The sequence below is a fragment of the Stenotrophomonas sp. SAM-B genome (genome assembly GCF_013387485.1).
GTDB classification, from domain to species: Bacteria; Pseudomonadota; Gammaproteobacteria; order Xanthomonadales; family Xanthomonadaceae; genus Stenotrophomonas; species Stenotrophomonas maltophilia_AA.
In genome coordinates this window covers 194,481-218,005 of sequence record NZ_JABBXB010000003.1, presented here as the reverse complement: position 1 = coordinate 218,005, position 23,525 = coordinate 194,481, and the positions used below count along the sequence as shown (strand labels likewise).

Below are 23,525 nucleotides of genomic sequence, written 5' to 3'. Positions count from 1 at the left end.
CTTTTTTCTCTTGGATGCGTGGCCCGCAGAAACGTCCCATTGACGTACCGCGCGACTCGCCGTGAACGAAAGGATGAACCCGCAGAACGCGGGAAGCCTGAAAAGGCCGCGGAATTGTAACGTCCGTGGCCTTCCGGAACAAGGACCGGTCGGGTCCCGGGCCGGGTCGGTCAGAGGTTGAACAGGCGCTGCGGCGCCAGCAGACCGGTCTCGTCGACCTGGCCCAGGCCCTGGATCGCCTCGCCCGGGCCGAAGACGACCACCCCACCCTGCGGCCAGCCGGCGTCGCGGATGCGCTGACCCACCCGGAAGCGGGGGGTCTGCTCGTCGTCCAGCGTGACCCGGGGGTAATGGGCCAGACCCGCGTCCAGCGGCAGCAGCAGGGCCTCCATGCCGGCCTCATCGCCCTGCTCGGCCAGGGCCCGCAGGGTCTCCAGGGTGACCATCGGGGCCTCGCGGAAGGGGTCCACCCACAGCCGGCGCAGGCCGGCGATATGCGCACCGCAGCCCAGGGTCTCGCCGAGATCCCGGGCCAGGCTGCGGATGTAGGTGCCTGAACCGCAGGTCACCCGCAGGGACAGACGCGTCGGCTGCTGGTCCAGCACCTCCAGCGCGTGCACCTCGACATCGCGCTCGGGTGCCTCGATCGCCTCGCCGCGACGGGCCTTCATATACAGCGGCTCACCGCCCTGCTTGAGCGCGGAATAGATCGGGGCGCGCTGGCGGATGCGACCGCGCAGCGGGGCCAGCGCCGCCTCCAGCTCCGCTGCGCTGATGGAAGGAACGGGCCGCTCTCGCAGCACGGTGCCATCGGCGTCATCGGTATCGGTGGTCTGGCCCAGCACCACCTCGGCGTCGTAGGCCTTGGCCGAGCCAAGCAGCAGGCCGGCGATCTTGGTGGCTTCACCGAAGCACAGCGGCAGCAGGCCGGTGGCCAGCGGGTCCAGGCTGCCGGTGTGGCCGCCCTTCTCTGCCCGGTACAGGCGCCGCGCCACCTGCAGGGCGGCGTTGGAGCTCATGCCGGCGGGCTTGTCGAGCAGCAGGATGCCATCCAGGCGGCGGAACGAAATTCGAGGTGCCATGCATTCAATTCAAAACGGCGCCGTGTGGCGCTGCCGGTCAATCCGGCCTCCGGCGGAGCGGTCGCGCTGCGACAGGCCCCGCCCCATAAGACAACAGCCCTTTCGGGCTGTTGGTCCATCAGACTTTCTTTTCGCCTTCGTCGGTGTCGTCTTCGACACCTTCATCGCCTTCATCACCCTGCCGGCTCTTTTCTGCCGCCAGCGTATCGGGCAGGTCGCGCAGGATGTTGTCGATGCGCTCACCGCGGTCCACCGAGTCATCGTAGTGGAAGTGCAGCTCGGGCACGTGGCGCAGCTTCATCGCACGCGCCAGCTCCATGCGCAATTCCCAGGCCAGTTCCTTCAGGCCCTTCATCGCTTCCACCGAACGTTCGGGCATCAGTGCCGTGACGAAGATCTTGGCATGCGCCATGTCACGGGTGATTTCCACGTCGGAGACGCTCACCGAAGGCAGGCCGTGTACACGCACGGCGTTGTGCACGAGCGTCCCCAGTTCGCGGCGGATCTGGGCGGAAACACGGTCGGTTCGATGGAAGGTCTTTGGCACGGTAGGCGGACTCGTCTTGAAGGGTGATGCGTAAGCGAAAAAGCCGGACCGCGTGATGCGGCCCGGCCTGGAACATTACAGGGTGCGCGGCACTTCGATACGCTCGAAGCACTCGATCTGGTCACCCGGCTTGACGTCGTTGTAAGCCTTCACGCCGATACCGCATTCGGTACCGTTGCGGACTTCCTCGACGTTCTCCTTGAAGCGACGCAGCGATTCCAGCTCGCCTTCGAAGACCACGACGCTGTCGCGCAGGACGCGGATCGGCTTGCTGCGCTTCACCGTACCTTCGATGATCATGCAGCCTGCGACCGCACCGAACTTCGAGCTGCGGAACACATCGCGGACCTGGGCGATACCGATGATCTCTTCGCGGATTTCCACGCCGAGCAGACCGGAAGCCACCTGCTTCACCTGATCGATCACGTCATAGATGATCGAGAAGTAACGCAGGTCCACGCCGTTGGACTCGATGATGCGACGCGCGGAGGCGTCGGCACGCACGTTGAAGCCGATCACGGTGGCCTTGGAGGCAACCGCCGAGTTGGCGTCCGACTCGGTGATGCCGCCCACGCCGGAGTGGATCACGTTGATGCGGATGTCGTCGTTGGACAGCGCGACCAGTGCCTGGCTCAGCGCCTGCACCGAACCCTGCACATCGGCCTTGATCACCAGGTTCAGCACCTGCTGGCCATCGCCCTTGCCCAGGGTCGCCATGATGTCTTCCATGCGGCTGCCCGCGGACTGCACCAGGCGCGATTCACGGCGCTTGGTTTCGCGCTGCTGCGCGACGTCCTTGGCCAGACGCTCGTCTTCGACCACGACGAAGTCATCGCCGGCATCCGGCACGCCGGACAGACCCAGCACCTGGACCGGAATCGACGGACCCGCCTGGTCAGGCTGTGCGCCGGTTTCGTCGAACAGGGCGCGCACGCGGCCGTACTGGATACCGCAGACCAGGTAATCGCCCTTCTTCAGCGAACCCTGCTGCACCAGCACGGTGGCGATCGGGCCACGGCCCTTGTCCAGCGAGGACTCGATGACCACGCCGGTGGCGCGGCCGTCGGCCACGGCCTTCAGTTCCAGCAGTTCGGCCTGAATCGAGATCGCATCCAGCAGGTCGTCGATGCCCAGGCCAGCCTTGGCCGAGATTTCGACCATCTGGGTGTCGCCACCGAAGTCTTCGGACACGACCTGCTCGGTGAGCAGCTCGTTCTTGACGCGCATCGGATCGGCGCCGGACTTGTCGATCTTGTTGATTGCCACGATCAGCGGCACACCCGCCGAACGGGCGTGCTGGATGGCTTCCTTGGTCTGCGGCATGACGCCGTCGTCGGCAGCCACCACCAGCACCACGATGTCGGTCAGCTTGGCACCGCGGGCACGCATGGACGTAAACGCCGCGTGGCCCGGGGTATCCAGGAAGCTGATGACGCCCTTCGGCGTTTCAACGTGGTACGCACCGATGTGCTGGGTGATGCCACCGGCTTCGCCCGTGGCGACCTTGGTGCGGCGGATGTAATCCAGCAGCGAGGTCTTGCCGTGATCGACGTGGCCCATGATGGTGACGACCGGCGGACGTGCCACCGGCTCGCCCTGGTTGCCACCGGCCAGCGCCAGCAGCGCGTCTTCGGCGTCGTTGGTGTTGGCACGGATCACGTTGTGGCCGAGTTCTTCGGTCACCAGCGCGGCGGTATCGTGGTCGATGGTCTGGGTGATGGTCGCCATGACGCCCATCTTGAACAGCGCCTTGACCACATCGCCGCCCTTGACGGCCAGCTTCTGGGCCAGATCGGCGACGGTGATGGTGTCGCCGATGGTCACGTCACGCACGATCGGAGCGACCGGACGTTCGAAGCCATGGGCACCACCGCCGCTGCGCGACTGGTTGCTGTCACGGCGGCTGCCGTGCTGCACGCGCCCGGTCGGACGACCGCGCGAGTTGCTGTTGTTGCCGCGGCGGGCACGATCGGCGGCCGACAGATGCAGCTGACCGGCAAAGCGGTTGCCACCATCGTCGTCGCGCTTGGCGCCCGGACGGTTGTTGTTGTTGTTGTTCGAGTTGCGATCGTCCGAACGCGGTGCCGGACGGGCAGCCGACGGTGCAGCCGGACGCGCATTGCGGGCCGGAGCATCGGCAGCAGCGGGCTTGACCGCAGCCGGGGCCGGGGCCGGCGGTGCGTTCTTGGCCGCTTCAGCAGCGGCTTCGGCCGCCTTGCGCTCGGCTTCGGCACGCTCCTTGGCGTCGATTTCTTCCTGACGCTTGCGGGCGATTTCTTCATCGCGCGCACGGTCCTTCTCGGCCAGTGCGCGCTGCTCGTCCAGATTGCGCTGGCGGGATTCCTCCAGCTTGCGCAGGATGTCGGCGCGCTCCTCATCCGCGGTCATCGGCTTGCCGCTGGCGTCCTTCATGTACGTACGCTTCTGGCGCACTTCCACGTTGACGGTGGTCTTGCTGCGGCCGGCGCTGACGGTCACTTCCTGCAACTTGCGACGGTTGAGGGTGATCTTCTTGGCGGCTTCGTCGGTGCTCTCGACGGGCTGCTCGGTCTTGCCGTGCGAGCGACGAAGGAAGCCCAGGAGCTTCACCTTCTCGGTACTGGTCACGACCTGGTCGGGACCGCTGAACTTCATGCCGGCTTCGGCAAGTTGTACGAGCAGTTTATCGACCGGGGTATTGACCAGTTCGGCAAGCTTGCGGATGGTGGTTTGCTGCGACATTCGGATCCTATGATCTGGTTGGCGCTCCCTCGAAACGTGCGAAGGCAGCGCGGAGTCTAAGCCCTGAGCGGGTCAGGGCACTGTTCATCGCTGGCTCATTCGCCGCGCTCCAGGCGGGCGATCTCCTCGGCTCGGGCGGCAAGGATCAGGGCGGCGGCGCGCTCCTGGTCCATGTCCTCGATGCCGAACTCGAGGATCTCGTCGGCGGCCAGGTCCGACAGGTCCTCACTGGTACGCACGCCATGACCGGCCAGGGCGTAGGCGGTCGCCTCGTCCATGCCTTCCAGGGCGAGCAGGTCTTCCGACGGCGAGCCGTCTTCCAGACCTTCTTCCACCGCCAGCGCTTCGTTGAGCAGCGCATCGCGGGCACGGGCACGCAGCTCTTCGACGATGTCTTCGTCGAAGCCTTCCACGGCCAGCAGTTCGCCGACCGGGACGTAGGCGATTTCTTCCACGGTGTTGAAGCCTTCGGTCACCAGGATGGCGGCGATTTCTTCATCCACTTCCAGCTTGTCCATGAACAGCTGGCGGGCAACGGTCTGCTCTGCCTCGGACTTGGCGGTCACCTGGTCCTGGGTCATCACATTGAGCTGCCAACCGGTCAGGCGGCTGGCAAGACGGACGTTCTGGCCGCCCTTGCCGATCGCCTGGGCCAGGCGCTCTTCCGCCACGGCCAGGTCCATCGAGTGCTTTTCTTCATCGACGATGATCGACTGCACTTCCGCCGGCGCCATCGCATTGATGACGAAGTTGGCGGGGTTCTCGTTCCACAGCACGATGTCCACGCGCTCGCCATTGAGCTCGTTGGACACGGCCTGCACGCGCGAACCGCGCATGCCGATGCAGGCACCGATCGGATCGGTACGCGAATCGTGGGCCAGCACGGCGATCTTGGCGCGGTCGCCCGGATCACGTGCACAGGCCTTGATCTCGACCAGGCCCTGGCCGACTTCCGGCACTTCGAGCTTGAACAGTTCAATCATGAATTCCGGCGCGGCGCGGCTGATGAACAGCTGCGGGCCACGCGGTTCCGAACGGACTTCGGCCAGGTAACCGCGCACGCGGTCGCCAGCGCGCAGTACGTCGCGCGGAATGCCTTTGTCCTTCGGGATGAAGGCCTCGGCGTTGCCGCCCAGGTCCACATAGATGTTGCCGCGCTCGGCGCGCTTGACCACACCGGTGACCAGTTCGCCGACGCGATCCTTCCACGCATCGACCACCTGCTGACGCTCGGCCTCGCGCACGCGCTGGACGATCACCTGCTTGGCGGCCTGTGCGGCGATACGGCCGAAGTCCGGGTTTTCAATCTGCTCTTCGATGAAATCGCCGACTTCCACGCCGTCAGCTTCATCGATGGCGTCCATCAGACGGATCTGGCGGTCCGGAGACTCCATGACCACGTCATCGGCCACCACTTCCCAGCGGCGGAAGGTTTCGTAGTTGCCGTCCTTGTGGTCGATCGACACACGGGCCAGCACTTCTTCTTCCGGGTAACGCTTTTTGGCAGCCGAAGCCAACGCGGCCTCGATGGCATCGAAGATGACTTCGCGCGGGACGCCTTTTTCGTTGGCGACCGCATCCACTACCAGCAAAAGTTCCTTGCTCATTGGCTCACTCCGCGCGCGGCTTTTTGGCCGCCGGCTCGTTGGATGGTTTCTTGTTCGCCTTGCCACCCTGTTTGGGTGCCGGGCCAGTCGGTTTGGTCGGAGCCAGGCCAAGGGCGGCCCAGTCCGGCATGATGCGTGCCTTGTCGATGTTCTCGATGTCGGCGGTGAACGGAGCATTGTCGACCTTGAAGGTCACCGTGCCCTGTTCGATATCCACGGCGAGGATCTCGCCCTGCAGACGGCGGCGGCCGTCCTGCGGCAGGCTCAGCGTCACCTTGGCGGATTCGCCGATGGCGCGCTCGAACTGCGCGCCGGTGAACAGCGGGCGATCCACGCCCGGCGAAGACACTTCCAGCGTGTAGTTCGCCGTGATCGGGTCTTCGACGTCCAGCTGGGCGGACACTTCGCGGCTGACGCGCTCGCAGTCGTCGATGTTGACGATGCGCTCGGGCTGTTCGGCCAGCGGCACGTCGATGTACAGGCGCAGCGTTGCGCCGCCCGGTGCGGTCAGATACTCCACGCCCAGCAGCTCGAGACCCAGCGACTGAACGGTGGGGGCGAGCAGATTCGCGATTTCGGTTGCCTTGTCGCTCACAGTCGGCCTTGATTCGTTGAAAAGAAATACGGTCTGGTCCAGTGCATGGACCACCTTCCGGAAACAACAAAGGGCCCGTTGGGCCCCTGTCCGGTACAACTCCGGTCATGCTGGATTCCGGTGCAGATGCGCACGTGGTGCGCGTCTGCGAGCCCAGCGTTCCGGGGGTCACGGCGGCCTGGGTACAGGTTGCCGTTCCTGGAAGCCGGTTGCGGGGCCTGTTCATATCCGTTGAGGGGATATGAGTAGACAGTCCGCTAAGCCACTGATGATAGCCGTTGCACCGCGCTGGTGCAATGGTTGGGGTGGCTACTGGTGTCCCTATTCGGAAAGCTGAACAGCCAAGCGGGTGTGTGACCTTCGTCGTGGGCAGCGGCGGGGGCAGGTCCGCGGGACGCGCCGTGAACCCGTCCATGGGGGCTCATGGGCGACATCCATGTCGCCCCAATGGTCCCGCCAACCTGCCCGCACCGCTGCCTACGGAAATGGCTGGTCAGTCACTGAGGTCAAAAGCAAAAGCGTGGCGACATTTCATGCGACGACCCGTCGTTGACCCTGGGTGTGCGTCGATCATCTTTGGCGCAACAACAACCGCAACCGCTGCCGCCATCGCCGCCCTTCCACTGCCGCGCCGATGCCGATGCCGATGCCGATGCCGATGCCGATGCCAATGCCAATGCCAATGCCAATGCCAATGCCAATGCCAATGCCAATGCCAATGCCAATGCCATAACGAAAAAAGCGACCTCGTTACCGAGATCGCCTTTTCGTCTACTGCATCTGCACTGCAGATTTTCTGTGGTAGCGGGGGCAGGATTTGAACCTGCGACCTTCGGGTTATGAGCCCGACGAGCTGCCAGACTGCTCCACCCCGCAGCAGAAGCGGAATTGTAAGGGAGTTTGAGATCCCGTGCAACCCCTTTGAAACATTTGCTGTGCGACAGCCATTGGTCAACGCCAACGCCAACGCCAACGCCAACGCCAACGCCAAACAACCAGCGCGAGCCGAACCTTGGAACGAAAAAAGCGACACCGTTTCCGGTATCGCTTGATTCGTCCACTGCCTCCGGTTTGCACCGGAGCTATATGGTAGCGGGGGCAGGATTTGAACCTGCGACCTTCGGGTTATGAGCCCGACGAGCTGCCAGACTGCTCCACCCCGCAGCAGAAGCGGATGAGTTGTGTACCAACCAACGGTGGGTACCTACCGCAACGATGTTCTGGCGAAACCGCTGCATCAACAACTCAGGAGATGAATATTACACGAGTTGCGCACGTTTGTATCGTTTTTTACGAAATATGTGCAAATGCCTGCTGGCACCACACCATGATCGGGTTCCACGCTACGCCGAGGGCCAGCAGCGCCAGGGCATTCACGCCCAGCACCACGCCCAGCACGCGGTCGTTGTTGGCCGGCAGCGGCTCGCCCACCGGCTCATCGAAGTACATGACCTTGATGACGCGCAGGTAGTAGAAGCAGCCGATCACGGCGCAGATCACGCCGACCATGGCCAGCCACAGCATGTCGCCCTGGATCGCCGCGCCGAGCACGGCCAGCTTGGTCCAGAAGCCCAGGAACGGCGGGATGCCTGCCAGCGACGCCATGATGCACAACACCAGGCCGGCCATCCACGGGTTGCGGGCATTGAGGCCCTTGAAGTCTTCGATCTTCTCGGCTTCAAAGCCATTGCGCGACAACGCGATGATCGCGCCGAACGCCGCGGTGGACATGATCGCGTAGCTCAGGGCATAGAACAGCGCCGCCGAGTAACCCCGCTCGCCACCACCGGCCATGCCCATCAGCAGGAAGCCGATGTGCGAGACGGTCGAGAAGGCCAGCATGCGCTTGAGGTTGGTCTGCGCGATCGCCATCAAGTTGCCGATCACCAGCGACAGTGCGGCCAGGCCACCGATCAGGTACTTCCACTCGTCGGCCAGCGGACCCACGCCCATTTCCAGCAGGCGGTAGGCCATGCCGAACGCAGCCAGCTTCGGGGCCGAGCTGATGAACAACGCGACCGGTGCCGGGGCACCCTGGTAGACGTCGGGCAGCCACATGTGGAACGGAGCCGCACCGAGCTTGAAGGCCACGCCGGCGATCATGAACACCGCGCCGGTCAGCAGCAGCATCTTCTCTTCGGTGTGCGGGATGGCCGCATTGATGGCGTCCAGGTGCAGCGAGCCGGTGGCGCCGTAGATCAGCGACATGCCGTACAGCAGCAGGCCCGAGGCCAGCGAACCCAGCACGATGTACTTCATCGCCGCTTCCGAGGCCAGGCCGTTCTCACGGTTGCTGGCGACCAGTGCGTAGGAGCACAGGGCCAGCAGTTCCAGGCCCAGGTAGACCATCAGCAGGCTGCCGGCCGAGACCAGGATCATCATGCCCGCGGTGGCGAACAGGATCAGCACCGGAATCTCACCCTGGTAGAGCTTGCGCTCGCGCAGGTAGCTCCAGCCGTAGATCAGGGTCAGCCCGCTGCACAGCACGATCACGGTCTTCATCACGTCGGCCGCGTTGTCGCGGACGAACATGCCGTGGAAGACCTCGCCCTGCCCGCCCACTCCGGTGGCGAGCATGAAGAACACGACCGCCAGCGCAGCGATCGAGAACAGGTGGGTCCAGATCTTGTTCTTCTCACTGATGAAAAGATCAAGCATCAACAGGGCGAACGCACTGCCGACCAGCACCAGCTCGGGAGCGAGCGGCGGGAGGTCAGCGGCGGTCAGTGGCAACAGCGGCGAGGTGGTCATCATCAAATCCTGGAATCAATACTCTCGACGGCCCGATTACAGCAGCTTGCTGGATGCGATCTGCATCGCCAGCTTCGCGATCGAGGGCTCCATCAGGTCGGTCAGCGGCTTGGGGTACAGGCCCAGGGCAAGGGTGCCCACGGCGAATACACCCAACACCAGCCACTCCCGACCGTTGATGTCCTTCAGTTCGGCGACATGGGCATTGGCCACTTCACCGAAGAACACGCGCTTGTACAGCCACAGCGTATACGCCGCGGTGATCACCAGGGTGCTCGCCGCGCCGAGTGCCAGCCACGGATTGCGCTGGAAGCTGGCCATGATGATCATGAACTCACCGACGAAACCGCTGGTACCCGGCAGGCCGGCATTGGCCATGAAGAACAGCATGGCGAAGGTGGCGAACCAGGGCATCACGTTCACCACGCCGCCGTAATCGGCGATGCGGCGGCTGTGCATGCGGTCGTAGAGCACGCCGACGCAGGAGAACATCGCGCCGGACACGAAGCCGTGCGAGACCATCTGCACCATCGCACCCTGCAGGCCCAGGCGGGCCGCATCCGGGTTGCCGGCGTCACGCACCAGCCACATGGCGATGAAGGTACCCAGGGTCACGAAGCCCATGTGCGCGATCGACGAATAGGCGATCAGCTTCTTCATGTCGTCCTGCACCAGGGCGACCAGGCCGACGTAGATCACCGCCACCAGCGACAGCGCGATCACCAGCCAGGCCCACTCGTGCGAGGCGTCCGGCACGATCGGCAGGTTGAAGCGCAGGAAGCCGTAGCCACCGATCTTCAGGGCGATTGCCGCCAGGATCACCGAACCGGCGGTCGGCGCTTCCACGTGGGCGTCCGGCAGCCAGGTGTGGACCGGGAACATCGGCACCTTGACCGCGAAGGCGATCAGGAAGGCGAAGAAGATCCACGTCTGTTCCTTGCCCGACAGCTGCAGCTGGTACAGGTCGGCCAGCTGGAAGCTGCCGCCCTTCAGGTACAGGTAGATCAGGGCCACCAGCATCAGCACCGAGCCGAGGAAGGTGTACAGGAAGAACTTCAACGCGGCGTAGATGCGACGCGGGCCGCCCCAGACACCGATGATCAGGAACATCGGGATCAGCATCGCTTCGAAGAACACGTAGAACAACATCGCGTCCGTCGCCGAGAAGATACCGACGGTGACACCTTCCAGGATCAGGAAGGCGGCCACGTACTGGTTCACGCGCTTGTCGATCGCGCTCCACGCACCGATCAGGGCCAGCACCGAGACCAGGGTGGTCAGCAGGATCAGCGCGATCGCGATGCCGTCGACGCCGAGGTTGTAGCCGATGTCGTAGGCGGGGATCCAAGCGCGGGTCTCGACGAACTGCAGCGCGTCGATTCCCGTGTCATAGCCGCTGAGCAGCGACAGGCTGGCCACGAAGGTCAGCACCGCGACGCCCAGGGACGCCCACCGGGCGGTTTGGGCATCCCGGATGGCAAGGATCAATGCACCGCCGATGATCGGCAGCCAGATGAGAACACTAAGTAGGGGCCAGTTCGACACGTCTTCTTATTCCGTACAGGTCATCAACGCAGGTAATGCATCAGGACGCCCAGGAGGGCAATCAGGCCGATGATCATCGCGAAGGCGTAGTGATAGAGGAAACCGGATTGGGTGCGACGCAGCAGGTTGGCCGCCAGATCGATCAGGCGCGCCGAACCGTTGACCACCACACCATCGACCACATTCGTGTCGATCGCGCGCGAAACCTTGCCGAGCTTGATACCGCCGCCGGCGAAACCGCCGATCCAGAGCTTGTCGAAGCCGTACTTGTTCTCCAGCACCGACACGATCGGCGCGAAGGTCTTGCGGGCCTTGCCGGCCATTTCCGGCTTCCACAGGTAGAACAACGCCGCCAGCAGGAAGCCTGCCAAGGTCAGCCATACCGCAGGGCCCTTCATGGCGTGACCGACAAAGCCCAGCGGGCCATGGAACTCACCGGCCAGCGCACCGATGGTGTCTCGCGCCGGGACGTAGAAATCAACGATGCCGGTGAAGAACGAATGCACCTGTCCCGGGATCGCGTGCTCGGCGTGGGTCCCCTTCCAGTCGGTGCCGTACAGCATCGGGCCGATGCTGAAGTAACCGATGAAGATCGAGGGAATCGCCAGCAGGATCAGCGGCAGGGTGACCACCCACGAGGTTTCATGCGGTTCATGCGCGCCATGGCCGTGGCCATGATCGTCATGATGCGCGTCGCCGTGGTGAGCGTCGGCAGCATGTGCATCGGCGCCATGCGCGTCGGCATGATGATCATCATGGCCATGCGCGTGGTCGTCATGCGCATCGCGGAAGCGTTCCTTGCCATGGAAGGTCAGGAACAGCAGGCGGAAGCTGTAGAAGCTGGTCACGATCACGCCACCGAGCACCGCCCAGTAGCCATAGGTGGCCACCCAGTTGGAGGAAATCTCGGCGTGGTGCTTGGCAGCCTCGATGATGGTGTCCTTCGAGTAGAAGCCGGAGAAGAACGGCGTACCGACCAGGGCCAGCGTACCGATCCACATGGTGACGAAGGTGATCGGCATGTACTTGCGCAGGCCGCCCATCTTCCGCATGTCCTGCTCGTGGTGCATGGCGATGATCACCGAGCCCGCGCCGAGGAACAGCAGCGCCTTGAAGAAGGCGTGGGTCATCAGGTGGAACACGGCCGCCGAGTACGCGGACACGCCCAGGGCGACGGTCATGTAACCCAGCTGGGACAGCGTGGAGTACGCGACGACGCGCTTGATGTCGTTCTGCACGATGCCGATCAGGCCAGTGAAGAACGCGGTGGTGGCACCGATGAACAGCACGAAGTTCAGCGCGGTCTGCGACAGCTCGAACAGCGGCGACATGCGGGTGACCATGAAGATGCCCGCGGTGACCATGGTCGCCGCGTGGATCAGCGCCGAGATCGGGGTCGGGCCTTCCATCGAGTCCGGCAGCCAGACGTGCAGCGGCACCTGGGCCGACTTGCCCATCGCACCAATGAACAGGCAGATGCAGATCACGGTGGCGACCGACCAGATCACCGGCTCGCTCATCACCGGGATGGAGGTGCCGAACAGGTCGATCGTGCCCGACCAGATCTGGATCACCGCATCCGGGTGGCCCAGCACCTGGGCATTGGCGAACACGGTGGCGTAATCGAGGGTGCCGAACACCCACAACACGCCGGCGATGCCGAGGATGAAGCCGAAGTCACCGACACGGTTGACCAGGAAGGCCTTCATGTTGGCGAAGATGGCGGTCGGGCGCTTGAACCAGAAGCCGATCAGCAGGTACGAGACGAGGCCCACCGCTTCCCAGCCGAAGAACAGCTGCAGGAAGTTGTTGCTCATCACCAGGGTGAGCATCGAGAAGGTGAACAGCGAGATGTAGCTGAAGAACCGCTGGTAGCCCGGGTCATCCTGCATGTAGCCGATGGTGTACACGTGCACCAGGAAGGACACGAAGGTCACCACGACCATCATCATCGCGGTCAGCTTGTCGACCATGAAGCCGACGTGCGCCGAGTACTGGCCCACTTCAAAGAACGTATAGATGTTCTGGTTGAACGGCTGGGCGCCGCCCCACAACAGCATGTACAGCACGTAGCTGGACAGCACGCAGCTGACCGCCACGCCGAGGATGGTGACCGCCTGCGCGCCAGCGCGACCGACCTGACGACCGAACAGGCCGGCGATGATGCTGCCGAACAGCGGTGCGAGCACCACTGCGATCAACAGACTCTTGGAGAGAGTGATTTCCATCTACGGATCAGCCCTTCAGCGAATCGACTTCGCCGACATTGATGGTGCGGCGAGTACGGAACAGGGTTACCAGGATCGCGAGGCCGATGGCGGCCTCGGCCGCGGCCACGGTCAGGATGAAGAAGACGAACAGCTGTCCGGCCGTATCACCCATCTCACGCGAGAACCCGACGAAATTGATGTTGACCGACAGCAGCATCAACTCGATGGACATCAACAGCACGATGATGTTCTTGCGGTTGAGGAAGATGCCGGCGAGGCTGATGCAGAACAGCACCGCGCCCAGCGCCAGAATGTGGCCAAGAGTGATCATGGCTGCGCCTCCTCGTTGCTGGACGGCTTGATGTTGGTGTGCACGAACGGCTTCTCTGCATCCATCTTGACGACGCGCAGGCGGTCGCTGCCCTTGACCATGGTCTGCTCGGACGGGTTCTGGGTCTTCAGGCCGGTGCGGCGACGCAGGGTCAGCATCACGGCGGCAACCACGGCCACGGTCAGGATGACGGCGGCGAACTCGAACGGCAGCAGGTACTCGGTGAACAGGCTGCGGGCCAGCCAGGTGATGTTGGACGTGTCGGCCGCCAGCGCGGCAGCGTTGTCGACCGGGAACGGATTGACCGCCCTGCCCTTCACGCCGATCAGCACCAGCATCTGCACGAGCATCGTCACCGCCACCACCAGGCCGAGCGGCAGGTAACGCACCCAGCCCTCGCGCAGGTTGGAGGGATCGATGTCCAGCATCATCACCACGAACAGGAACAGCACCATGACCGCGCCGACGTAGACCAGCACCAGCGCGACACCGAGGAACTCGGCCCCGACCAGGATCCAGATGCAGGCCACGGAGAAGAAGGTCAGGATCAGGCACAACACGGCATAGACCGGATTGCGCACGCTGATCACCGCCGCGGCGGAAATGCCCGCCACGATGGAGAAGACCCAGAAACTGATATTTACCCAATCCATCATTCGACCTCAGCGGAAAGCGGCATCGGCGGCGCGACGCTCGGCGATCTCGGCTTCAAGCCGATCACCGATGGCCAGCAGCTGCGGCTTGGTAACGATGTTCTCGCCACGGTTCTCGAAGTGGTACTCGAGAATGTGGGTCTCGACGATCGAGTCCACCGGGCAGCTTTCTTCACAGAAGCCGCAGAAGATGCACTTGAACAGATCGATGTCGTAACGGGTGGTACGGCGGGTGCCGTCCTCGCGCTTGGCCGAATCGATGGTGATCGCCAGCGCCGGGCACACCGCTTCGCACAGTTTGCATGCGATGCAGCGTTCCTCACCGTTGGGGTAGCGGCGAAGTGCATGCAGACCGCGGAAACGCGGCGACTGCGGGAACTTCTCCATCGGGTACATCATCGTGTACTTCGGCTTGAAGGCGTACTTCAGGGTCAGCCACAGACCACCGAGCAGCTCAAGGAGCAGCAGGCTTTTGAAGTAATGGGTAATTCGGTTCATCGCTTAGACGCCCTTCTGGATCACGCCGTAAAACACCATCAACGCCGTCACTGCAATCCAGAAGATGGTGAGCGGGATGAAGACCTTCCAGCCCAGACGCATGATCTGGTCGTAACGGAAGCGCGGGAAGCTGGCACGGAACCAGATGTAGGAGCTGGCGAAGAAGAAGACCTTCAGCAGCAGCCACGGCCAGCCGCCCTTCCAGATCCAGTCGATCCACGGCGAGATGTCTGCCGTGATCCAGCCCTGGAGCGGGCTCAGCCAACCACCGAGGAAGAAGATCGAGATCAGGAAGCTGATCAGGATCATGTTCGCGTATTCGGCCAGGAAGAACAGCGCGAACGCACCACCGGAGTATTCGACCATGTGGCCGGCAACGATTTCCGATTCACCTTCCACGACGTCGAACGGCGCGCGGTTGGTTTCGGCGACGCCGGACACCCAGTACACGATGAAGAGCGGGAACAGCGGCAGCAGGAACCAGTCGAACAGACCGGAGTTGCCCGCCTGCGCCATCACGATGCTGCTCAGGTTGAGGCTGCCCGAGGCGATCATCACGCCGACCAGGGCAAAGCCCATCGCGATTTCGTAGCTGATCATCTGCGCCGAGGCGCGCATCGCACCCAGGAACGCGTACTTCGAGTTGGAGGCCCAACCGGCCAGGATGATGCCGTACACGCCCAGCGAGGTCATCGCCAGCAGGTACAGCAGGCCGGCATTGGCGTTGGACAGCACGATCTGCGCGTCGAAGGGAATCACCGACCAGGCCGCGAAGGCCGGGCCCAGCGTGATCAGCGGCGCCAGGATGAACATCGCCTTGTGCGAGCTGCTCGGCTGGATAATTTCTTTGAACAGCAGTTTGAAGACGTCGGCGAAGGCTTGGAAGATGCCCATGCCGACATACATCGGGCCATGGCGCACGTGCATCCAGCCGATCAGCTTGCGCTCCCAGACCACGTAGAAGGCCACCGAGATGATCACCGGCATGGCGATCACCAGGATCTTCAGGATGATCCAGAGCAGCGCGCCGATGTCGCCCAGTGACAGCAGCCACTGGTGCAGCGGGTCGACCGCGTTCAACAGCAATTCGTTCATGCAGCCACCACCGTTACGCGTGCGGCACCCAGCGGTGCGGTTGCACCGTGGCCCGATTCAATCCAGACCGACCCTGCGGCAACGCGGGCGTCGACCACCACCGGCAAGGTGGCACGGCCGGCATCGGTGCCGACCTTGGCCATCTGGCCTTCCACCAACTGCAGGCGGGCGGCGTCGTCGGCGTTGAGCACGATGCGCGGGGCGTTGTTGAGCGGATGCGACTGCAGCGCCTGGGCGCGACGGACCACCGCATCGGTGCGGTAGATCGCGGCGGTCGAGGTCACTTCCAGGCCCTCGCCCGCTACCGGCGTTGCCGTCGAGGACGAGACGTTGACGCTGACCGGGGCCAGGCTGGCGCGCAGGCCGGCCAGGTCGGTGAACTCGAAACCGGCCAGCGACATCTCGCCACCCAGTGCACGCAGCACGCGCCAGCCTTCACGCGCCTCGCCCGGCAGCTTGCCGCCGGCACGGGCCGACTGCTCGCGACCATCGAGGTTGGTCAGGGTGGCATCCACTTCCGGCAGTGCGCCGATCGGCAGGATCACGTCGGCGACGTCGCGGGTCGAGGCACAGGCGAACTGGCTGAAAGCCACCACCTGGGCACCGGCCAGCGCCTTGCGGGCAGCAGCGGCGTCGGCGAAGTCCAGGCCCGGCTCGATGCCGTAGATGGCATAGGCCTTGCGCGGCTGGGCCAGCATGGCGTTGACGTCCTTGCCGGCCGGCAGCACGCCGGCGCGGGTCAGGCCCACGGCATTGGCGCCCTGCGGGATGCGGCACAGCTTGGCACCGGTCGCGGCGGCGAAATCACGCGCAGCGGCGCGGATCGCGGCAGCCTGCGGGTGGTTTTCGGCGATGCCACCGACGATCAGCACGGCGTTGCTGGCACCCTTCACGGCGTCACGCAGCTCGGCGTTGCCCAGTGCGTCGATGAAGGCCGACGGGGCGACGATCTGCTTGCTGGCCAGCTTGAAGGCGAAATCGAAGTCCACCGGATTGACGGCGTGGATCTTCGCGTTGCGCGTGGTCTGCGCCTTGCGCAGGCGGGCATGCAGCAGCGGCAGCTCGTGGCGGATGTTGCTGCCGAGCACGACGATGCTGTCCGCGCCTTCGATCTCAGCCAACGGCAGGCCGAACACTTCGGCGGTGGCGGCGTCGGAGAAATCGCGGTTGTTGATGCGGTGATCAATGTTCGTGGTGCCCAGGCCGGTCGCGAGACGGGCCAGCAGTGCGCCCTCCTCGTTCGAGGCCGACGGGTGCACCAGCACGCCGAGATCGTCACCCTGGTGGGCGGCGAAGATGTCCTTGGCGGCGGCCAGGCCTTCGGCCCAGCTCACTTCCTTCCACTCGCCATTGACCTTGCGCAGCGGCTTGACCGCACGGTCTTCGCTGTACAGGCCCTGGTGCGAATAGCGGTCGCGATCGGACAGCCAGCATTCGTTGACCGACTCGTTGTCGCGCGGCACCACGCGCAGCACTTCGCCGCGACGCACGTGCAGGAACAGGTTCGAGCCCATCGCGTCGTGGTAGCCCAGCGACTCGCGTGCGGTCAGTTCCCACGGACGGGCGCGGAACTGGAACACCTTGTTGGTCAGCGCGCCGACCGGGCAGACGTCGACGACGTTGCCGGACAGCTCGGTGGTCAACGGCTTGCCGTCATAGGTACCGATCTGCAGGTTCTCACCGCGATACATGCCACCCAGTTCATAGGTACCGGCAACGTCGGCGGTGAAGCGGACGCAGCGGGTGCACTGGATGCAGCGGGTCATTTCGGTGGCGACCAGCGGACCGATGTCCTCGTCGGGCACCACGCGCTTGCGCTCGTTGAAGCGGCTGACCGAACGGCCATAGCCCAGCGAAACGTCCTGCAACTCGCACTCGCCGCCCTGATCGCAGATCGGGCAGTCCAGCGGATGGTTGATCAGCAGGAATTCCATCACCGAGCGCTGGAACTTCAGCGCCTTTTCACTGCGGGTGGCGACCTTCATGCCATCCATGACCGGCGTGGCGCAGGCCGGCGCCGGCTTGGGCGACTTTTCCACGTCGACCAGGCACATGCGGCAATTGGCGGCGATCGGCAGCTTCTCGTGGTAGCAGAAGCGCGGGATCGGAATGCCGGCCTTGTCGGCGGCCTGGATGATCATCGAGCCCTTGGGCACGACCAGGGACTGGCCGTCGATTTCGACGGTCACATGATCCGGTGGCACGCTCGGGTTTACGGGTTGCGCGCTCATGCGGCGGCTGCCTCCACCTTCTTGCCGTCAACCATCGAATGACCGTTGACGATGTAGTACTCGAATTCGTCCCAGAACTGGCGCAGGAAGCCCTGGATGGGCCATGCCGCCGCTTCACCGAACGCACAGATGGTGTGGCCTTCAATCTGGCCGGCCACCGTCTTCAACTGATGCAGGTCTTCCATCGTGGCCTTGCCGGCGACGATGCGCTCCAGCACGCGGTGCATCCAGCCGGTGCCTTCACGGCACGGGGTGCACTGCCCACAGGATTCCTTGTGGAAGAACTGCGAGATGCGGCAGGCGAACTTGACGCAGCAGACGCTGTCATCCAGCACCACGATGGCGCCCGACCCCAGGCCGGTGCCCAGGGCACGCAGGGTGTCGTAGTCCATCTGCAGGCCCTTGAGCTCTTCGGCCTTCAGCACCGGCATCGAGACGCCGCCCGGGACCGCGCCCTTGAGCGTGCGGCCCGGCTTCAGGCCACCGGCCATTTCCAGCAGGTCGTCGAAGGTGGTGCCCAGCGGCACTTCGAAGTTGCCGCCCTTCTGCACGCAACCGGAGACCGAGAAGATCTTCGGACCGCCGTTCTTGGTCAGGCTCAGGCCTGCGAACCATTCCGGGCCGTTGCGGATGATCGCCGGCACCGAGGCATAGGTCTCGGTGTTGTTGATCGTCGACGGCTTGCCGTACAGGCCGAAGTTGGCCGGGAACGGCGGCTTGTAGCGCGGCTGGCCCTTCTTGCCTTCCAGCGATTCCATCAGCGCAGTTTCTTCGCCGCAGATGTACGCGCCGGCGCCCAGCGCACCGTAGATGTCGATGTCCACGCCGCTGCCGAGGATGTCCTTGCCCAGCCAGCCGTTCGCGTAGGCGTCGGCCAGGGCCTGCTCGAAGTTCTCGAACGGCTCGTGGTGGAACTCGCCACGCAGGTAGTTGTAGCCCACGGTCGAGCCGGTGGCGTAGCAGGCGATCGCCATGCCTTCCACGACCGAATGCGGGTTGTAACGCAGGATGTCGCGGTCCTTGCAGGTACCCGGCTCGGATTCATCCGAGTTGCACAGGATGTACTTCTGCATGGTGCCCTTGGGCATGAAGGACCACTTCAGGCCGGTCGGGAAGCCCGCGCCGCCACGGCCGCGCAGGTTGGACTGCTTGACCATTTCGATGACCTGCTCCGGCGAGATCTTCTCTTCGAGGATCTTGCGCAGGGCGGCATAGCCACCGGTCTTGAGGTAGCTTTCATACGACCACGGAGTGTCGTAATGCAGGGTGGTGTAGACCACCTGGTGCGGCAACGGTGCGGGACCGACCGGACCACTGGGTGCGTGATGATGTGCCATGTCTTACTCCAACCCGTCCAGCAGCTCGTCGACTTTCTCGACGGTCAGGCGCTCGTGGTAATGGCCGTTGATGACCATCATCGGCGCACCGGCGCAACCGGCCAGGCATTCTTCTTCGCGCTTGAGGTAGATGCGGCCATCGGCGGTGGACTGACCGGTCTTGCAGCCGAGCTTCTTCTCGGCATGCGCGACCAGGTCTTCGGCACCGTTCAACCAGCAGCTGATGTTGGTGCAGAAGGCGACGTTGTGGCGGCCGACCTTCTCCAGTTCGAACATCGAGTAGAAGCTGGCGACCTCGTAGGCCCACACCGGCGGCAGATCCAGGTACTTGGCGACGCCGGCGATCAGCTCGTCGGTCAGCCAGCCTGCATTCTGTTCCTGTGCGGCGTGCAGGCCCTGCAGGACAGCCGAACGCTTGCGATCCGGCGGGAACTTGGCCAGCCAGTGATCGATGTGCGCACGGGTCTTGTCATTCAAGACCACCATCGGGTCGACGTCGCGCGCCGCCTCGAAATTACCTGTCGCCTTCATCGGCCGACCTCAGCGAATACGAAATCGTTAAAAACCAGAACCTGCAGCGCCGGCAGCAGCCGGCGGGTGTCAGGCATCGTGCAGGCGGATGCGATCACCGGTCCACCTCACCGAACACCAGATCGTAGGTGCCGATCATGGCCACAACGTCGGCGAGCATGTGCCCGCGCACGATCGAGTCGATCGAGGACAGATGGGCGAAGCCCGGCGCGCGCAGGTGCACGCGGAACGGCTTGTTGGCACCATCGGACATCAGGTAGCAGCCGAACTCGCCCTTGGGCGCTTCGACGGCGGCGTAGGTTTCGCCGACCGGGACGCAGTAGCCTTCACTGAACAGCTTGAAGTGATGGATCAGCGCTTCCATGTCGTCCTTCATGTCTTCGCGGCTGGGCGGCGCGACCTTGAAGTTCTTGACCATGACCGGGCCCGGGTTGGCCTTCAGCCAGGTGACGCACTGCTTGATGATGCGGTTGGATTCGCGCATCTCGGCCACGCGGCACAGGTAACGGTCATAGCAGTCACCCTCCTTGCCGAGCGGGATGTCGAATTCGACCGCGTCGAACTTGGCATACGGCTGCTTCTTGCGCAGATCCCAGGCAACGCCCGAGCCGCGCAGCATCACGCCGGTCATGCCCCACGCATGGGCCAGTTCCGGGGTGACCACGCCGATGCCGACCGTACGCTGCTTCCAGATACGGTTGTCGGTGAGCAGGGTTTCGTATTCGTCGACGCGCTTGGGGAACTCGACGGTGAAGTTCTCCAGGAAGTCCAGCAGCGAACCTTCGCGCGAGGCGTTGAGGTTCTTCAGGGCCTTGCCCTTGTGCCAGCGCGATTCCTTGTACTTCGGCATGTGGTCCGGCAGGTCGCGGTAGACCCCGCCCGGACGGTAATACGCCGCGTGCATGCGCGCGCCGGAGACCGCTTCGTAGCAGTCCATCAGCTCTTCGCGTTCGCGGAAGGCGTACAGCATGACCGCCATCGCGCCCAGATCGAGCGCGTTGGAACCCAGCCACATCAGGTGATTCAGGATGCGGGTGATTTCGTCGAACATGGTGCGGATGTACTGCGCACGCTCCGGCGCCTCGATCCCCATCAGGGTCTCGATCGCGCGCACGTAGGCGTGCTCGTTGCACATCATCGACACGTAATCCAGGCGGTCCATGTAGCCGATCGACTGGTTGAACGGCTTGGACTCGGCCAGCTTTTCGGTACCCCGGTGCAGCAGGCCCACGTGCGGGTCGGCACGCATGATGGTTTCGCCGTCCATTTCCAGGATCAGGCGCAGCACACCGTGCGCGGCCGGATGCTGGGGACCGAAGTTCATGGTGTAGTTGCGGATTTCCTGGCGCAGTTCGGCCGGGTTGCTCGCAAAGGCCTGGTGGGCCTGGGTGAATTCGCTCACTTGCTTGCCTCCGACTGCGCGGATTCACCGGCAGCGGTCTGGAAACGGGCGTCGTCACGGATGACACGCGGCACGCCGACGCGCGGCTCGACCGAGGTCACCGGCTCGTAGATCACGCGCTGCTTCTCTTCGTCGTAACGCACTTCAACGTTGCCGATCAGCGGGAAATCCTTGCGGAACGGATGCCCGACGAAACCGTAGTCAGTCAGGATCCGGCGCAGGTCCGGGTGGCCTTCGAAGATCACGCCGAACAGATCGAACGCTTCGCGCTCGAACCAGTTCAGGCCCGGCCAGATGTTGGTCAGCGACGCGACCACCGGCAGCTCCTCGTTCGGCGCAAAGCAACGGATGCGCATCATGAGGTTGTGCTGGTAGGAACGCAGCTGGGCGACCACGGCGAAACGCTGCAGCGGGATCGGCTGCGGCTGGGCGCCATCGCTGGTTTCGCGGGTGGGGAATTCACCCCAGGCGAAACGACCGACGGACTTGCCCTCGACGCCACGGCTGAAGCCCTGGGACGACACATCGGCCGTATCCCATTCGTCGCTGCCATAGCCGAGGTAATCCAGGCCGCACAGGTCAACCGCCTGCTCGAAACCGAATTCGTCGCGCAGCGCCAGAGCGGTGGCATGCCAGTCAGCGGCGGGCACTTCCAGCGTCACTTCGCCGCGGGGTTCGACCACGAAGACCTGCGCACCTGCGAAACGTGCGGAAAGTCGGTCGATGAAGGAAGGTGCTTGCTCTGCCATGGGGGCTTGGCGTGCTCTTGTCAGGAGGGATGTCAGCGGGCGATGGTCTGCGTACGCCAGATCTTCTTCTGCAATTGCAGGATCCCGTACACCAGCGCTTCGGCGGTAGGTGGGCAGCCGGGGACATAGATGTCCACCGGCACGACGCGGTCACAGCCACGCACTACTGCATACGAGTAGTGGTAGTAGCCGCCACCGTTGGCGCAGCTGCCCATCGAGATGACCCACTTCGGGTCCGGCATCTGGTCATAGACCTTGCGCAGGGCCGGAGCCATCTTGTTGACCAGGGTGCCGGCCACGATCATCACGTCGGACTGACGCGGCGACGGGCGGAACACCACACCGTAACGGTCAAGGTCCAGGCGCGCCGCGCCGGCGTGCATCATTTCCACTGCGCAGCAGGCCAGACCAAAGGTCATCGGCCACATCGAACCGGTACGCGCCCAATTCAACAGCGCATCGACGCTGGTGGTCACGTAGCCCTTTTCGAGCAGGGGGTTGTCGCCTTCGGGGCGCAGGATGTCATCGACCCGCCCTTCCGGGACCGGGTTGTTCATCAGGCCGTCGAGCGTCTGAATTACTCCCATTCCAGCGCTCCCTTCTTCCAGACGTAAATGAAACCGAGGAAAAGCATGCCTACGAAGAGGCCCATCGTGACCAGCGAACGTGCGCCCAGTTCCATGAAGACCTGGGTCCACGGCACGATGAAGATGATTTCCAGATCAAATACGATGAACTGAATCGCGATCAGGTAGTAGCGCACATCGAACTTCATGCGCGCGTCCTCGAAAGCCTCGAAGCCGCATTCGTACGGCGAGAGCTTTTTCAGATCAGGACGTCGGGGACCGAGGAATCGGCCAACCAGCATCAGCGCAACGCCGATACCAGTGGCAACGATCAGAAACAGCAGAGACGGCAAATATTCGGCCAGCACAGCGATTCTCTCTTGCCTCTGCCGCTGCGCCTGCAGGCGCTTTGGCATGGGGGAGTGGACGGATACCGCTACCTGGCGCTTTGCGCGCCAGACGAACCCGCTTACAAACAAATGGTGCCCAAGAGGGGACTCGAACCCCTACGACTCTCGTCGCTACCACCTCAAGGTAGTGCGTCTACCAATTCCGCCACCTGGGCTTACGATCGCACCGGTTGTTCTCCAGTGCGCCGCATATTGTAACCGTCTTCAGCGAGTCTGGGTGCCTTCCGAAGGCTTTTCTTCACCAGATTTCGGAGTTTCCGCCTGAGCCGGCACAGTGGCCGACGGAACAGGCTGCTGGACCGGGCTTTCCGGGGCTTTCGGCACGGCCGGAAGCTCGCCCGCCGGTGCGGCCGGCGCGGATGCGGCCGGAGCCGACATCAGACCCAGGTCCTGCTGCGCCGCCGGGCGCGAGCCATGGCTGGCGTACCAGGCCATGAAGAGGCTGATGCCGAAGAACACCACGGCCAGCCACTTGGTCGATTTGGACAGGAAGTTGGACGCGCCACGCGCGCCGAACACGGTACCCGAGGCGCCGGCACCGAAACCCGACCCTGCAGCCGCGCCGGAACCACGCTGCATCAGGATGAGCGCGATCATGGCCACTGCGACCAGCACGTAGACCACATTGAGGATCAACATCAGCATTTCGAATCCGTCCTCGGAC

The 23,525-nt window shown here is 63.8% G+C and carries 20 protein-coding genes and 3 tRNA genes; all 23 read right to left on the bottom strand.

All coding sequences use genetic code 11. The annotated features are described in order from the left end of the window. Positions 1-170 precede the first annotated feature (170 nt). The 23 genes from truB to secG all read right to left on the bottom strand — a co-directional run bounded on the left by truB (position 171) and on the right by secG (position 23,506). Positions 171-1,082 (bottom strand): tRNA pseudouridine(55) synthase TruB, encoded by a 912-nt coding sequence (truB, locus tag HH110_RS08675; RefSeq protein ID WP_176989307.1) that lies wholly within the window; start codon positions 1,080-1,082, stop codon positions 171-173. Positions 1,083-1,200: 118 nt separating this feature from the next. Then, on the bottom strand, positions 1,201-1,629 hold the full coding sequence (gene rbfA / locus HH110_RS08670) for a 30S ribosome-binding factor RbfA (protein WP_176989306.1): 429 nt from the start codon (positions 1,627-1,629) through the stop codon (positions 1,201-1,203). A gap of 75 nt (positions 1,630-1,704) precedes the next feature. Next, on the bottom strand, positions 1,705-4,350 hold the full coding sequence (gene infB, locus HH110_RS08665; protein ID WP_176989305.1) for a translation initiation factor IF-2: 2,646 nt from the start codon (positions 4,348-4,350) through the stop codon (positions 1,705-1,707). A 95-nt stretch (positions 4,351-4,445) separates the two neighbouring features. After that, entirely contained in the window at positions 4,446-5,957 is a 1,512-nt protein-coding gene (nusA, locus tag HH110_RS08660) for a transcription termination factor NusA (protein ID WP_176989304.1), read from the bottom strand. A gap of 4 nt (positions 5,958-5,961) precedes the next feature. After that, positions 5,962-6,552, bottom strand: coding sequence for a ribosome maturation factor RimP (gene rimP, locus HH110_RS08655; protein ID WP_176989303.1), 591 nt, complete (start codon positions 6,550-6,552; stop codon positions 5,962-5,964). A gap of 799 nt (positions 6,553-7,351) precedes the next feature. Next, a tRNA-Met gene (locus HH110_RS08650) sits at positions 7,352-7,428 on the bottom strand. Between the two features lie 211 nt (positions 7,429-7,639). Next, positions 7,640-7,716, bottom strand: a tRNA-Met gene (locus tag HH110_RS08645). A gap of 126 nt (positions 7,717-7,842) precedes the next feature. Next, positions 7,843-9,303: an NADH-quinone oxidoreductase subunit NuoN gene (nuoN, locus tag HH110_RS08640; protein WP_176989302.1), complete on the bottom strand. Its 1,461-nt coding sequence runs from the start codon at positions 9,301-9,303 to the stop codon at positions 7,843-7,845. Positions 9,304-9,339: 36 nt separating this feature from the next. Further along, positions 9,340-10,848 carry an NADH-quinone oxidoreductase subunit M gene (locus tag HH110_RS08635; protein WP_019182687.1) on the bottom strand — a complete coding sequence of 503 codons (1,509 nt, stop codon included), beginning with the start codon at positions 10,846-10,848 and terminating at the stop codon, positions 9,340-9,342. A gap of 23 nt (positions 10,849-10,871) precedes the next feature. Next, entirely contained in the window at positions 10,872-13,076 is a 2,205-nt protein-coding gene (gene nuoL, locus HH110_RS08630; protein WP_176989301.1) for an NADH-quinone oxidoreductase subunit L, read from the bottom strand. 7 nt (positions 13,077-13,083) lie between these two features. Beyond that, positions 13,084-13,389 (bottom strand): NADH-quinone oxidoreductase subunit NuoK, encoded by a 306-nt coding sequence (gene nuoK / locus HH110_RS08625; RefSeq protein WP_019182685.1) that lies wholly within the window; start codon positions 13,387-13,389, stop codon positions 13,084-13,086. Further along, the gene (locus HH110_RS08620) at positions 13,386-14,042 is read right to left on the bottom strand and encodes an NADH-quinone oxidoreductase subunit J (RefSeq protein WP_176989300.1); all 657 of its coding nucleotides are present in this window, start codon (positions 14,040-14,042) and stop codon (positions 13,386-13,388) included. The genes nuoK and HH110_RS08620 overlap by 4 nt, the downstream gene beginning before the upstream one ends. Before the next feature lie 9 nt (positions 14,043-14,051). After that, positions 14,052-14,540, bottom strand: coding sequence for an NADH-quinone oxidoreductase subunit NuoI (gene nuoI, locus HH110_RS08615; RefSeq protein ID WP_121038409.1), 489 nt, complete (start codon positions 14,538-14,540; stop codon positions 14,052-14,054). A gap of 3 nt (positions 14,541-14,543) precedes the next feature. Continuing rightward, positions 14,544-15,635, bottom strand: a complete 1,092-nt coding sequence (nuoH, locus tag HH110_RS08610) for an NADH-quinone oxidoreductase subunit NuoH (RefSeq protein WP_121038412.1) — start codon at positions 15,633-15,635, stop codon at positions 14,544-14,546. Next, complete coding sequence (gene nuoG, locus HH110_RS08605; RefSeq protein WP_176989299.1) at positions 15,632-17,866, bottom strand: NADH-quinone oxidoreductase subunit NuoG; 2,235 nt, start codon at positions 17,864-17,866, stop codon at positions 15,632-15,634. The genes nuoH and nuoG overlap by 4 nt, the downstream gene beginning before the upstream one ends. Further along, on the bottom strand, positions 17,863-19,203 hold the full coding sequence (gene nuoF, locus HH110_RS08600; protein WP_123730636.1) for an NADH-quinone oxidoreductase subunit NuoF: 1,341 nt from the start codon (positions 19,201-19,203) through the stop codon (positions 17,863-17,865). Before nuoF ends, nuoG begins: the two co-directional genes overlap by 4 nt. Positions 19,204-19,206: 3 nt before the next feature. Further along, positions 19,207-19,734, bottom strand: a complete 528-nt coding sequence (nuoE, locus tag HH110_RS08595) for an NADH-quinone oxidoreductase subunit NuoE (RefSeq protein WP_121038421.1) — start codon at positions 19,732-19,734, stop codon at positions 19,207-19,209. A 94-nt stretch (positions 19,735-19,828) separates the two neighbouring features. Next, positions 19,829-21,136 carry an NADH-quinone oxidoreductase subunit D gene (locus tag HH110_RS08590; RefSeq protein ID WP_176989298.1) on the bottom strand — a complete coding sequence of 436 codons (1,308 nt, stop codon included), beginning with the start codon at positions 21,134-21,136 and terminating at the stop codon, positions 19,829-19,831. Further along, complete coding sequence (locus HH110_RS08585; RefSeq protein WP_176989297.1) at positions 21,133-21,885, bottom strand: NADH-quinone oxidoreductase subunit C; 753 nt, start codon at positions 21,883-21,885, stop codon at positions 21,133-21,135. The genes HH110_RS08590 and HH110_RS08585 overlap by 4 nt, the downstream gene beginning before the upstream one ends. Positions 21,886-21,917: 32 nt before the next feature. Then, positions 21,918-22,472 (bottom strand): NADH-quinone oxidoreductase subunit B family protein, encoded by a 555-nt coding sequence (locus tag HH110_RS08580; protein WP_019182677.1) that lies wholly within the window; start codon positions 22,470-22,472, stop codon positions 21,918-21,920. Next, on the bottom strand, positions 22,463-22,819 hold the full coding sequence (locus HH110_RS08575) for an NADH-quinone oxidoreductase subunit A (protein WP_026069699.1): 357 nt from the start codon (positions 22,817-22,819) through the stop codon (positions 22,463-22,465). Before HH110_RS08575 ends, HH110_RS08580 begins: the two co-directional genes overlap by 10 nt. Before the next feature lie 112 nt (positions 22,820-22,931). Continuing rightward, positions 22,932-23,016 (bottom strand) — tRNA-Leu (locus tag HH110_RS08570). Between the two features lie 49 nt (positions 23,017-23,065). Then, the gene (gene secG / locus HH110_RS08565) at positions 23,066-23,506 is read right to left on the bottom strand and encodes a preprotein translocase subunit SecG (protein WP_176989296.1); all 441 of its coding nucleotides are present in this window, start codon (positions 23,504-23,506) and stop codon (positions 23,066-23,068) included. Positions 23,507-23,525: the final 19 nt, after the last annotated feature.